Annotated in this window: 10 protein-coding genes; 3 read left to right on the top strand and 7 right to left on the bottom strand. The window is 48.5% G+C overall.

All coding sequences use genetic code 11. From position 1 onward, the window contains the following. Positions 1 to 40: 40 nt before the first annotated feature. The 5 genes from AAKU61_RS09015 to AAKU61_RS08995 form a co-directional block, all read right to left on the bottom strand. Positions 41 to 1057 carry a branched-chain amino acid ABC transporter permease gene (locus tag AAKU61_RS09015; RefSeq protein WP_354331506.1) on the bottom strand — a complete coding sequence of 339 codons (1017 nt, stop codon included), beginning with the start codon at positions 1055 to 1057 and terminating at the stop codon, positions 41 to 43. Then, entirely contained in the window at positions 1054 to 1920 is an 867-nt protein-coding gene (locus AAKU61_RS09010) for a branched-chain amino acid ABC transporter permease (protein ID WP_354331504.1), read from the bottom strand. The genes AAKU61_RS09015 and AAKU61_RS09010 overlap by 4 nt, the downstream gene beginning before the upstream one ends. A 355-nt stretch (positions 1921 to 2275) precedes the next feature. Then, complete coding sequence (gene pcaF / locus AAKU61_RS09005; RefSeq protein WP_354331502.1) at positions 2276 to 3475, bottom strand: 3-oxoadipyl-CoA thiolase; 1200 nt, start codon at positions 3473 to 3475, stop codon at positions 2276 to 2278. 100 nt (positions 3476 to 3575) lie between these two features. Next, complete coding sequence (locus AAKU61_RS09000) at positions 3576 to 4265, bottom strand: 3-oxoacid CoA-transferase subunit B (RefSeq protein ID WP_354331500.1); 690 nt, start codon at positions 4263 to 4265, stop codon at positions 3576 to 3578. Next, complete coding sequence (locus AAKU61_RS08995) at positions 4262 to 4990, bottom strand: 3-oxoacid CoA-transferase subunit A (protein ID WP_354331498.1); 729 nt, start codon at positions 4988 to 4990, stop codon at positions 4262 to 4264. The genes AAKU61_RS09000 and AAKU61_RS08995 overlap by 4 nt, the downstream gene beginning before the upstream one ends. Before the next feature lie 338 nt (positions 4991 to 5328). Between AAKU61_RS08995 and AAKU61_RS08990 the strand changes: the two genes are divergently transcribed. Then, a complete protein-coding gene (locus tag AAKU61_RS08990; protein ID WP_322118113.1) occupies positions 5329 to 6153 on the top strand; it encodes an IclR family transcriptional regulator domain-containing protein in 825 nt (274 codons plus the stop codon). A 212-nt stretch (positions 6154 to 6365) separates the two neighbouring features. Continuing rightward, on the top strand, positions 6366 to 6884 hold the full coding sequence (locus tag AAKU61_RS08985; protein WP_354331496.1) for a GNAT family N-acetyltransferase: 519 nt from the start codon (positions 6366 to 6368) through the stop codon (positions 6882 to 6884). Between the two features lie 84 nt (positions 6885 to 6968). On the opposite strand, the gene AAKU61_RS08980 is transcribed toward AAKU61_RS08985, so the two are convergent. Then, positions 6969 to 7448, bottom strand: coding sequence for a cyanophycin metabolism-associated DUF1854 family protein (locus AAKU61_RS08980; RefSeq protein WP_354331494.1), 480 nt, complete (start codon positions 7446 to 7448; stop codon positions 6969 to 6971). 1 nt (position 7449) lies between these two features. Further along, positions 7450 to 9708, bottom strand: a complete 2259-nt coding sequence (locus AAKU61_RS08975) for a cyanophycin metabolism-associated ABC transporter (protein ID WP_416200094.1) — start codon at positions 9706 to 9708, stop codon at positions 7450 to 7452. Positions 9709 to 10260: 552 nt separating this feature from the next. On the opposite strand from AAKU61_RS08975, the gene AAKU61_RS08970 reads away from it, so the two are divergent. Continuing rightward, entirely contained in the window at positions 10261 to 12438 is a 2178-nt protein-coding gene (locus tag AAKU61_RS08970; RefSeq protein ID WP_354331597.1) for a cyanophycin synthetase, read from the top strand. Positions 12439 to 12481: the final 43 nt, after the last annotated feature.

Raw genomic sequence — 12481 nt, 5'->3', positions numbered from 1 at the left:
GCATCAGCGCTGTTGCGATCAACCATCAAATGAGTAGCGCTCATAAGCTCTCCCCTTTTGATTTGGCTGATCTCAATTTTGACATCAGATAATCTCGCATTTTATCGAGCCCGCCGAGCAATCCACCACGCGCAAACAGAACAATAAATATCAGCAATAATCCTATCCAGAATTGCCAATAAGCCGGATTTTGTGCAGAGATAAAATCTTGCGCCAGCATGTACACCGCTGCACCGATCAAGCCGCCATACAAGCGCCCTGTCCCGCCCAATACCAGCAAAATTAAAATCTCTGCCGAGCGCGGAAAACCCAAACTATCCAGTCCGACAAACTGCGTCGTCTGCGCCAGCAAGGCGCCAGCAACACCGGCGACAGCTGCGCTAATGGTGAAAATAGTGATCAGTTGACGTTGCACATTGGCACCGATTGCAGGCATACGCTTGCCACCTTCCCGGATACCACGCAAGCTCAGACCAAACGGAGAATTCACCAGCCGACGCAAAATCACAAATAAAATAAACAGGATAATCAAGCTATACCAGTACGCCGTTTTTCCATACAAATCAAATTCAAAACCAAACACATTGCCGACCATCATGCCGGACAAACCATCTACACCGCCGGTAATAAAAGCCATTTTATTCGCCGCCTCGAACAGCATCAGACCAATGCCCAGCGTGACCATTAAGCGCGTTAAATCCTGACCGCGCACAACCAAAAAGCTCGCACAAAAACCAAACACGGCAGCCACCATGGCGGCAATCAATAAGCCACTTAAAGGTTCGTACCAACCATGCACAGATAACAGTCCGGCAGTGTAAGCACCCAGACCAAAAAAAGCGGCGTGACCGAGCGAGACGATACCCGCATAACCCAGCATCAGATCGAGCGAAACAGCAAACAAACCGACGATCAAAATCTGGCTGCCCAATACCAGATAATTTGGAAAAAGGAAAAATGCGGCAACGGGCAAAATCCAAAAAACTATTTCCAATTTAGTCCAACGTCCCGTGGGCAAGCTAGCGAGCTTACTGGTTTGATATCGTGGCGTAGTCATGACTTTTTCCCCATCAAACCGGATGGGTACGCAATCAGTAATACGACCATCAAACCGTAAATCACAAATGCGCCAACCGAAGGCACATAATATTTTCCAGCGACATCAAAAATGCCGAGTATCAATGCAGCAATCAAAGTGCCCTTGATGCTTCCTGCACCACCGACCGCGACTACGAGTAAAAAATACACCATATATTTGATCGGAAAAGTAGGATCTAATCCCAGCAAATCGATCCCTAAACCACCACCCAAACCCGCTAAGCCAGAGCCCAGTGCAAAGGTCAGCGAAAATACCCGACTGACATGAATCCCCAAACCCGCCGACGCCAGACTGTTATCTACCGAGGCGCGGATTTGTGCACCGAAGCGAGTACGCTCTATCAAATATGCCAAGGCTGACGTAACTACAATCACGACCGCTATCAAAAATACACGGTAGGCGCCGACATCCAATCCCATCAAATTGATTTGCCCGCGCAGCCACTCTGGCAACAGCACAGGCTGCTGCGTCGGCCCCCAGATATAGGTCGCACCAGCCACTGCCACGAACGTTAATCCAATCGAAAACAAGACCTGATCCAGATGACTGGATTTATATAGACGACGGTACAAAACTCGCTCCAGCACTAATCCGGCAAGAGCACTGAGAAAAAAAGCAATCGGCAGCGATAATAAAAAAGGCAGTCCCAGACGGTTCATCACGACCACGCAGACATAGCCGCCCAGCATCGCAAACGCCCCATGTGCGAGATTGATAAAGTTCATCAATCCCATCGTCACAGACAAACCGACGCTGATTAAAAATAGCAAAGCGCCGTAAGCGATGCCGTCAAATAAAACACCCGCAAGATTGCCTAGCATGGGCACCGCCGTAGTCCGGTGCGCAAATGGGAATGCGTCATTTTGTCTCCTTGAATTTTTTCAATTATTTTTTATGTGCTCGTTCTTACGAACAGCCTAGGCAACTTTACAAATACTGCACTTCAACTCCCCCGCCTTTGCCGCTAAGTGGAGAGGGTGATTGAGATAACTGAACATCCTAAATCACTCACGCCCGGTTGCTCAGTTCCAGCGATTTTCCCGCTCACGGAAGCAAGGTTCGATTCAGTAAAATTAATATACTACCCATAAGTATTTTTTATTGTCCAATCATTACTTAGACAATACTACCTATTTTTACTTATACTCCCCATTTTTTTATAATCAGAGGCATAGATCAAACCCGCTCGATAATGATGGCAATACCCTGCCCTACACCAATACACATCGTACAAAGTGCATAGCGACCACGGGTACGATGGAGTTGGTACATGGCAGTAGTGACCAGACGAGCACCACTCATGCCAAGTGGATGACCAAGCGCAATTGCACCGCCGTTGGGGTTGACGCGCGGGTCGTCGTCTTGCAAACCCAGTTGCCGCATCACAGCCAGACCTTGCGCTGCAAAAGCCTCATTGAGTTCAATCACATCCATCTGCGCCAGGGTCAATCCAGTTTGAGCCAGCAGTTTTTCTACCGCGGGAAAAGGTCCTATGCCCATCACACGCGGTGCCACGCCCGCAGTCGCCATCCCGACGATGCGAGCTTTGGGGCTAAGTCCATGGCGTTGTGCAGCATCTGCTGATGCCAGCAGCAAAGCACATGCACCATCATTGACACCCGAAGCATTGCCTGCGGTGACGGTGCCATCGGCACGCACGACGCCTTTGAGTTTGCTGAGCGACTCTATGCTGGTGACGCGCGGATGTTCGTCCTTGCTAATGATGACGGGCTCACCTTTTTTCTGGGCGATTGTTACTGGCGTAATTTCTTCTGCCAACAAGCCATTGGCTTGTGCTGCAGCTGCTTTTACCTGGCTGGCTAGGGCAAATAAATCCTGATCGGCACGGCTGATGTTGTAATCGGTCGCAACGTTTTCTGCAGTCTCTGGCATGGCATCAACGCCGTATTGCGCTTTCATTTGCGGATTGATAAAGCGCCAGCCTATCGTGGTATCAAAGATGGTCGCGCCACGTCCGAAAGCGCTATCCGACTTGCCCATGACAAACGGTGCGCGGGTCATCGATTCCACACCACCGGCGATCACCAGATCAAGTTCGCCCGACTTAATGCCACGCGCTGCAGTGCCCACCGCGTCCATGCCAGAACCGCATAAGCGGTTAATGGTGGCGCCTGGCACCGTCAGCGGCAAACCCGCTAATAATGCAGACATGCGTGCGACGTTGCGGTTATCTTCCCCTGCCTGATTGGCGCAACCAAAGATCACTTCTTGCACGGCAGCCCAATCGACTTGCGGCTGCCGCTGCATGAGTGCGCGTAGCGGGATCGCGCCCAGATCATCAGCACGGACATCTTTTAAATCACCGGCATAACGACCGATTGGTGTACGGATTGCATCGCAGATGTAAGCAGTCATAGTATTCGTCTCTTCGTTTTTTTTAAATTTTGTAGAATTTGTTTAATGCGGATTTTCTCAACTCAAACTCGATTGAAACTCGATTGAAACTCAATTGAAACTACAGCAATGCCAGCGTCAACGTTGCACCCGTTCTGGCTTGCAACGCCTCAAACGATAAACCAGGCACCATCTCCCTAATTAATAATCCTTGCGGACTCACCTCCATTACCGCCAGATCAGTGTAAATTCTGGCCACGCAGGCAATGCCCGTTAGCGGATAAGAACATTCAGCAACGACCTTGCTCTCACCGGTTTTGGTTTGATGCTCCATCATCACAAACACTTGCTTGGCACCGACAGCTAAATCCATCGCACCGCCCACCGCCGGAATCGCATCAGGCGCGCCGGTATGCCAGTTCGCTAAATCCCCTTTTGCTGAAACTTGAAAACCACCGAGGACACAAATATCCAGATGACCACCACGCATCATCCCGAAGGAATCTGCATGATGAAAAAAAGCGCCTCCGTCAAGTAAAGTGACGGGCTGTTTTCCGGCATTGATTAAATCCTCGTCTTCTTCGCCGGCTGGTGGCGTAGGTCCCATGCCGAGCAAACCGTTCTCGCTGTGTAAAATAATTTCGCGCTCTTTGGGTAAATAATTGCTAACCATGGTCGGCAAACCTATTCCCAAATTCACATAAGCGCCTTCAGGAATATCCTGCGCGACACGCGCTGCGATTTGCTGACGTGTCAGCGGCTTAAACGGAGCCTCGCTAGTCCCGGCTGTCGGATTGATGTCGCTACTCATGCGCGTGCTCCAGTATTTACAGCGTCCGTTATTGCAGCTTCCTTAGTTGCAGATTCCGTAGTTTTCCTCACTGCCAGTACCCGCTGAACAAAAATACCCGGCGTGATGATGTGCTCCGGATCAAGCTCGCCCAATGCGACAATCTCATCCACTTGCACCACGGTACATTTGGCGGCAGTCGCCATGATTGGGCCAAAATTACGGCCAGTTTTGCGATACACCAGATTGCCCCAACGATCCGCACGTAAGGCCTTGATCAATGCGAAGTCGGCATGGATGGGACTTTCTAGCACATAGTGTTTGCCATTGATGAGGCGAGTTTCTTTACCCTCTGCCAGCAAGGTGCCGTAACCCGTCGGAGAAAAAAATCCGCCAATACCGGCACCGGCGGCACGGATGCGCTCAGCCAGATTGCCTTGCGGCGTCAGTTCCAGCTCCACTTCACCAGCTCGGTATAAGGCATCAAAGACATAGGAATCTGCTTGACGTGGAAAAGAGCAAATAATTTTGCGTACCCGCTTCGCTTTTAACAGTGCCGCCAGTCCCTGATCGCCGCTACCTGCGTTGTTGCTGACGATGGTCAGGTCGCGTGCACCTTGCTCGATCAAGGCGTCTACCAGAATGGCCGGCAATCCTGCATTACCAAATCCACCGATCATGATCGTCGCGCCGTCGCTGACACCAGCCAGGGCATGCGCGCTCGAATCGACTATTTTGTTAATCAATTACGTCTCCTTCTCTGCGTTTGATCCACGTTGGATCGCCGCTTATGGGAATAATATTTTTTCGTGTGACGACTATATCAACTGCCAGAATCTAAGACTCAGGTCCATGACGATATCTGTAACGATATTTAAGCTAAATCAATAAATTTGACGCCTGACGCATTAGAAATTACAGTAGCGTCAAATAGATTATTGTTCGCCTATCGCACATATGGCTGTTGATAGAACCGTTTTAGTGTAGACAGCGCGCTATGCGACCGTCAACATAGCGTGATTGATTCTGTGCGATCGCCGCACAAAAAGCCCTTAGCCACACTCACTCCGATCGTAGAAAAGCTATGTCATCTCTATCGCAATCTGCCCCGCTACCTCATACCATCAGCATCTCGGATGAGATCGACGAAATGACGGGCGACCCTAATTTTATGTCTTCGCTGGCACGCGGAATTGCGGTACTACGCGCATTTAGCAACCAGCACCGGACGTTGACGATTTCTCAAATCAGCCACAAGACGGGTATTTCGCGTGCGGCAGTCAGACGTTGTTTGTACACATTAAAAATGTTAGGTTATGCCGATGCGGAGGGTAATAATTTTCGGCTGACACCCAAGGCGCTGACGCTGGGATATTCTTATTTATCGTCAACACCTTTAGCCACGTCGGCACAACCTTGCCTGAATCAGATCAGCCGTCAATTCAATGAGTCATGTTCACTTGCGGTCCTTGATAGTAATGAAGTTTTATACGTCTGCCGCTCCGCGACTTCACGCATTATGTCGGTGGCGCTAAACGTCGGCAGCCGCCTGCCCGCCTATTGCACATCCTTGGGTCGGGTGATACTGGCGCATATGCCAGAGGCAGCGCTGGAACAGTATTTTAAAAACGTTACGCTGCGTGCTTTTACCGACAACACGGTGGTATCGCAGAACGGATTGATGGATATTTTTGCGGGTATCCGCGAATCTGGTTATGCGGTGGTGGAAGAAGAACTGGAAGTCGGCTTACGATCAATTGCGGTGCCAGTCAGAGGCGCATCGGGCAACATCACAGCGGCGCTCAACATCAGCGCACAAGCCACTCGCGTCAGCAGCAAGCGCATGCGGGAAGATTTTTTAACAACGCTACAAAGCGGCGCAATAGAATTGTCGGCAATGCTGCCATGACTTTAACGACTAAAATATACTCATAACGAGTATATTTTAGTCGTCCATATATTACCTGGACAATTTGGGGTTTTTATAAAAATAAATGGGGAGTATATGGAATTAAATCTAAGGAAAGCCGAGTAATCGTGATTCTTTTTTATGCAAGTCCTATGATAGTCACCTCGTGCAATCTGCTGTCTCAATAGCATCCACTCAACTAATTATTCATCATGCATATTCTTGATACGACACGACTACGATTACGGACAATTACTTTGGATGACGCCGCGTTTTATCTGCAACTGGTCAACGAGCCTGCTTACCTTGCCAACATCGGCGATAAGGGAATACGCACGATAGAAGACGCGATTGATTCGATCAAAAAAGGTCCTATCGATATGCAAGAACGCTTAGGCTTTAGCTTGTATATCGTGGAATCCAAACAAGACAACATCGCTATCGGCATGTGCGGATTAATCAAACGCGATGGCCTGGATGATGTGGATATTGGGTATGGATTTTTGTCTGCTTACACAGGCCAAGGTTTAGCAAGCGAAGCCGCAACCGCAGTCGTCAACTATGCGCGCGCAACGATAGGATTACCTCGGCTAGTGGCGATCACTGCACCGGAGAATGCGATCTCTTCACGCGTGTTAGAAAAGATCGGCTTTACCTATGAAAAAATCATTACCTTGACGCGCAATGGCAAGACGGAAGAAAGTAAATTTTTTACTTACGACTTTGCGTAAACTATATAAAAAAAACGGCACATCAGTTTTAGTGACTGATGTGCCGTTTTCTTACTCGCTTTTACCTCTACAATCAATCTCGTCTTATAAAAACCGATCCAGAATTTTGCGGCTGTGTTTATCAATCTCAAACATGTCGCGGATCAAAAAATGTATACCGTGATTATCTGAAATCAGCAAGGAAGTGCGTCCAATGCGACGGATATCCTCTTCACCTTTTAAGACAAATGAGGTGTCGCCACGATCTGTTTTTACTTCCCAAGTGCAAGGTGTAGCATAGCTAGTGATGCCAACGATACGTTTTATCTCAGGCATAAATTCGCGCCCCTGCAGCTCATCACTGACCAGCTTGCGCTCATTCTCTGCCAGGTCGCTGAGCTTATCGATCCATGCCACCTCCTGGCCATCTTGCAGTACCAGAGAGATCCCTTCGTCCGGTGTCTGAATAGGGAAAGCACGTACCGGACTGACATGCTCGTGTACCTCGCCGCTGGCATTGATCAACACCAGATGGCCGAAACTATTGCGACTCAGTTGAAATCTCGGGTTTAATGTAGCGGTCATCTTATTCTCCCCCACCCAAATTAGCATTGCGCGCCTGCGCCTCATACAAACGGAAGTAGGCTCCCTCGCGTGCCATCAGATCGTCGTGACTACCAACCTCTACTACTTGCCCGCGATCCAGCACCACCAGCCTGTCAGCCTTATGTAAGGTCGATAAGCGATGGGCAATCGCAATCGTGGTACGACCTTTGACCAGATTATCCAGGGCTTTCTGAATCTCTTTTTCTGTCTCAGAATCGACTGATGAGGTGGCCTCATCCATGATCAGAATACGTGGGTCAATCAACAGTGCACGCGCGATAGAAATCCGCTGACGTTCACCGCCGGACAATCCTTGTCCACGCTCGCCGACCATCGAATCATAGCCCTGAGGCAAGCGCAAAATAAACTCATGCGCGTGGGCAGCACGAGCTGCGGCAATGATATCGGCACGACTAGCATCCGGCTTACCGTAAGCAATATTGTCCGCAATCGTGCCGAAAAACAAGAATGGTTCTTGCAAAACCAAACCAATATTCTGACGGTAATCGGACACGGCAAAAGAACGGATATCAACGCCATCGAGCAAAATCGCCCCTTCGGACACATCATAGAAACGACAGATCAGATTGACCAAAGTACTCTTACCAGAGCCGCTGTGACCAACCAGGCCGATCATTTCGCCCGGTTTGATGGTTAAATTAATCCCACGGTTAACAGCACGGTTACCGTAGCGGAAACCGACTTCACGCAATTCAATCTGACCTTTGACTTCGTTCACTTTTACCGGATGCTGCGGATCGGGTACGCTGGACACATGATCCAGAATATCGAAAATACGTTTTGCGGCCGACGCTGATTTTTGGGTCACTGAAACGATGCGGCTCATAGAATCAATACGACCATAAAAATTACCGATAAACGCGACTGCGGCAACCAGAGAGCCTACCGTAATTTCGTTATGCGATACCTGCCAGATACCAAAAGCCCACACCACAAGAATCCCCAGATCGGTCAAAAAAGAGACCGTCGGAGAGAACAGCGACCATACTTTATTCAGCTTATCGTTGACTGCTAAATTATGTTTATTCGCCTCGCGGAAACGTGTTGCCTCGCGGGTCTCTTGCGCAAAGGCCTTGACCACACGGATACCCGGAATTGTGTCGGCCAGGACATTAGTTACTTCGCCCCAGACACGGTCAATTTTTTCAAAACCGGTACGTAATTTATCGCGTACCAGATGAATCATCCAGGCAATGATAGGCAACGGTAGCAAGGTGACTAAAGCCAGCTTGGTATTGATTTGCAATAAGGCGACTACGGTCATTAAAAACATCAATACGTCTGTAGCAAAATCAAGTAAGTGTAAAGATAAGTAAACGCAAATACGATCACTCTCACTACCAACACGCGACATCAGATCGCCGGTACGTTTTCCGCCGAAATACTCCAATGATAATTTCAATAAATGTTGATATGTCGTGGTGCGCAAGTCCGCACCGATACGCTCAGATACCAAGGCGAGAATATAGGTTTTACCCCAGCTAAGTAGCCAGGCAATGACCGCAGAACCTAACAAACCACCGATATACAAAGTCACCAGATGGGGATCAACATGTTGTCCGTTCTGGTAGGGAATCAACACTTCATCTGTCAGCGGCTTTGTCAGGTAACGCGGAATCATATGCGCTGCCGTGCCCATCAGCATTAAGCTAAAGCCCGCTAACAATTGCCAGCGATATGGTTGTGCAAAACGCCATAGACGGAACAAGGTCCAGGTTGATGGCGGGGTATAAATTACTTTGGTACAGATCGGACATTCTTCCTGATCTGCTTCTAGCGGTGCTTTGCAGCTTGGACAGGTATTTTTTTCTTCATGTTGGACTGGCAAACCAGTCACATGACTTTGCAATTGCTCTTTAAAGTGATCCAGCAAACGGATCATCAATAAATTCTGACCCAAGGTAAAACGCCAGCTAGCCAGCCGGGCGTTATCATCAAATAATTCCAGATGTCCGACACCAGCATGGTCGTGGTGCTGGAGCCGTAGATTTTTGGCATAAAACCATTCTTGCCACGTCGTTTCTCCCGGCGCCCGCGCAAGTAGCCGGCGGTCGGTAACGACCAACATACCTTTTACAAAGCGAAGTCCGGCATCTAGGTCAACCTCGACTGCACTTAAAACGTTTTCCCCAGTGGATAACTGTTTTGCGATTTCAGAGCGCCAATGCTCTGGCAGTGCACTAAAAACATGGTCGAAGCTTAATTGTTGTGTTGTCATCGTTTGACCGGTCCCGATTTATCGTCAGGAATAAATATAAAAAAGATAAATTATTTGAGTGATCATTGAACCACCGGGATGCAGATAATCTGCAAATTTCGATACGGTTCAATAAAACTTTGAATAAATAAGGTGAGAAGCCTGAAATGGTAGCAATAGTGACTAAGTCAACATATCACTACAGCATTAATTTACGGTATTCTATCGGAAGAAAAAAAACAGACCAAGAAGGTTTGAGATAAGTTCTTAATTTGTAATTTCATTTAGTCATCTAATTTAGTGACCTAGGACTTACGCAAAACTATCCCGGCAAATTTTACTGGCAGATTGTGCCAGCAAGTTATAGCGACGAAGACAGCACTTTAACTTTAGTCCCTAACACCTTGCCTGGTGTGAACGGAAGCTGCAACGTAGTTGGGAATGTTTTGCGTAAGTCCTAATAGACTAAAAAATACACGCTAACACTGTTTATCCACCGTAAGACGTCGTAAAAAAAGCGTCCGAAAGATTTAAAAGCAGACTTAGCTCTGCTATCAAGAAATTAAATACATGATAACGAAGAAGAAAGACATTGAAATTCTCCGTGTAACTCATTTACGCGGACCTAATATCTGGACCTATCGCCCTGTAATTGAAGCGTGGTTAGATATTGGTGCGCTAGAAGATTTCCCCTCCAATACTTTACCCGGCTTATACGAGCGTCTGACAACCTGGTTGCCTGGCCTTACTGTGCATCGTTGCAGCGTCGGTGAGACCGGTGGCTTTTTGGAGCGTCTGCGCGAAGGCACATGGTCTGGTCATATTCTGGAACACGTTGTGCTTGAATTGCAAAATCTGGCTGGCATGCGAACTGGTTTCGGTCAAACCCGGTCGACTAATCAAGTTGGTGTTTACAAAATGGCATTCCGCACCCGCCAGGAACAAGTTGGCCGTGCGGCTTTAGCACTAGGTCGGGATTTGTTGATGGCTGCCATTGAAGACACGCAATTTGATCTTGAGGCAAAATTAGTGCCCTTGCGTGAAATGGTGGACGATCTGTGTTTAGGTCCCTCCACCGCACATATCGTAGATGCCGCAACAGATCGCAGGATTCCATCGATACGTCTGACCGATGGCAATTTGGTGCAATTGGGTTATGGCGCAGCGCAACGTCGCATCTGGACTGCCGAAACAGACCGTACCAGCGCAATTGCTGAGAGCATCGCCAGCGATAAAGATTTGACCAAAACATTATTGCAATCTTGTGGTGTACCAGTACCTGAAGGTAGCTTGGTAAAAAGTGCCGAAGAGGCATGGGAAGCTGCTGAAGATATCGGTGTACCAGTCGTGGTCAAGCCTTATGATGGCAATCATGGTCGCGGTGTTTCACTCAATCTAATGACGGAGGCCGATGTTCATGCGGCATATCACTTAGCCGCACGCAAAGGCGACAGCGAGAGCGTGATCGTAGAGCGCTTCGTCACCGGGAATGAGCATCGTTTGTTAATCGTTGGTAAGCGCCTGGTGGCTGCCGCCAAAGGTGAAGCCTTATGGGTAGTTGGTAATGGCACTTCGAATATTATTCAATTGGTTGATGATCAGATCAATACCGATCCCCGTCGTGGCACGGGCGAAGACTCTCCTCTCAATGCTTTAGCACCAGAAAAAGGTGCTGAAATTATTTTGGAATTGGAACGCCAGGGTTTAACGGCATATTCCATTCCACTCGATGGCCAAAAAGTTTTAATCCAGCCGAACGGTAATGTTGCTTTTGATGTGACTGATGAAGTCCATCCCTCTATCGCAGAAGCCGCCGCACTCGCGACCCGGATTGTCGGTCTGGATATTGCAGGTGTTGATCTGGTTGCAGAAGATATTTCCCGCCCTCTGGAAGAACAACGCGGTGCAATTATTGAAGTCAATGCCAGCCCGGGATTGCTGGCACATCTGAAACCTGCTGAAGGCAAAGCACGTCCGGTCGGGACCGCGATTATCGCTAATTTATTTGCTGCAGAAGAAAGCGGCCGTATCCCCGTTATCGGTGTGGCAGGCACTCGCGGCACGAGTTTGATCGCGCGCTTAATTGCCAGCGTCGTGCATGTCAGCGGCAAGCACACTGGTGTAGCCTGCTCTCAGGGCTTGTACCTGGATCAGCGACAAGTTGTTAGCACTGATTGTATTAAGTGGGAAGCCAGTCAGCGGCTATTGCTAAATCGTTCTCTGGAAACCGCTGTCTTTGAAACTAATGCCCGTATGATTTTGGCTGAAGGCCTAGCCTACGATAAATGTCAGGTCGCTGTGGTGACTGATATGGATGGTCATGCAGAACTTGGTGAATTTTATATCGATGAAGCAGACCAGATGTTTAAGGTAATGCGTACCCAAGTAGATGTGGTATTGCCGGATGGTGTGGCTGTATTAAATGCAGCAGATTCGCAAGTGGTAGAACTGGCTGAATTATGTGATGGCAAAGTGATTTTTTATGGTCTGAATGACGCGCTTGAGGCCATCGTACAGCATCGTGCTAAAAACGAACGCGCAGTTTTCTTACGTGACAACCACATCATTTTGGCGGAAGGTACAGAAGAAACTAGCTTGCTCTCATTGAGCACTTTAAAACCGATTAAAGCAGCCCAGCCAGAAGTCGTGATGGCAGCCGTAGCGGCTGCCTGGGCTTTAGAAATTTCGCCAGATTTAATCGTCGCGGGATTACGTACCTTTGATTCCAGTCCCAAGAAAGCACGCTATTGAGCAGGCTACTAAGTACGCTGCTAAGTGCAAACCAAGTAAGAAA

It is taken from the genome of Undibacterium sp. GrIS 1.2, from assembly GCF_040544435.1.
Taxonomy (GTDB): Bacteria; Pseudomonadota; Gammaproteobacteria; order Burkholderiales; family Burkholderiaceae_D; genus Undibacterium.
The sequence above is the reverse complement of the archived record's forward strand: the minus strand, read 5'-3'. Positions and strand labels throughout refer to the sequence as shown.

Bases quoted from the DNA above. Each gene is read 5' to 3' on its own strand.
- AAKU61_RS08980 (WP_354331494.1), bottom strand. From the start codon at position 7,448: ATGACCGCTACATTAAACCCGAGATTTCAACTGAGTCGCAATAGTTTC.
- pcaF (WP_354331502.1), bottom strand. From the start codon at position 3,475: ATGACTGCTTACATCTGCGATGCAATCCGTACACCAATCGGTCGTTAT.
- AAKU61_RS09010 (WP_354331504.1), bottom strand. From the start codon at position 1,920: ATGCTAGGCAATCTTGCGGGTGTTTTATTTGACGGCATCGCTTACGGC.
- AAKU61_RS08975 (WP_416200094.1), bottom strand. From the start codon at position 9,708: ATGACAACACAACAATTAAGCTTCGACCATGTTTTTAGTGCACTGCCA.
- AAKU61_RS08985 (WP_354331496.1), top strand. From the start codon at position 6,366: ATGCATATTCTTGATACGACACGACTACGATTACGGACAATTACTTTG.
- AAKU61_RS08990 (WP_322118113.1), top strand. From the start codon at position 5,329: ATGTCATCTCTATCGCAATCTGCCCCGCTACCTCATACCATCAGCATC.
- AAKU61_RS09015 (WP_354331506.1), bottom strand. From the start codon at position 1,057: ATGACTACGCCACGATATCAAACCAGTAAGCTCGCTAGCTTGCCCACG.
- AAKU61_RS09000 (WP_354331500.1), bottom strand. From the start codon at position 4,265: ATGAGTAGCGACATCAATCCGACAGCCGGGACTAGCGAGGCTCCGTTT.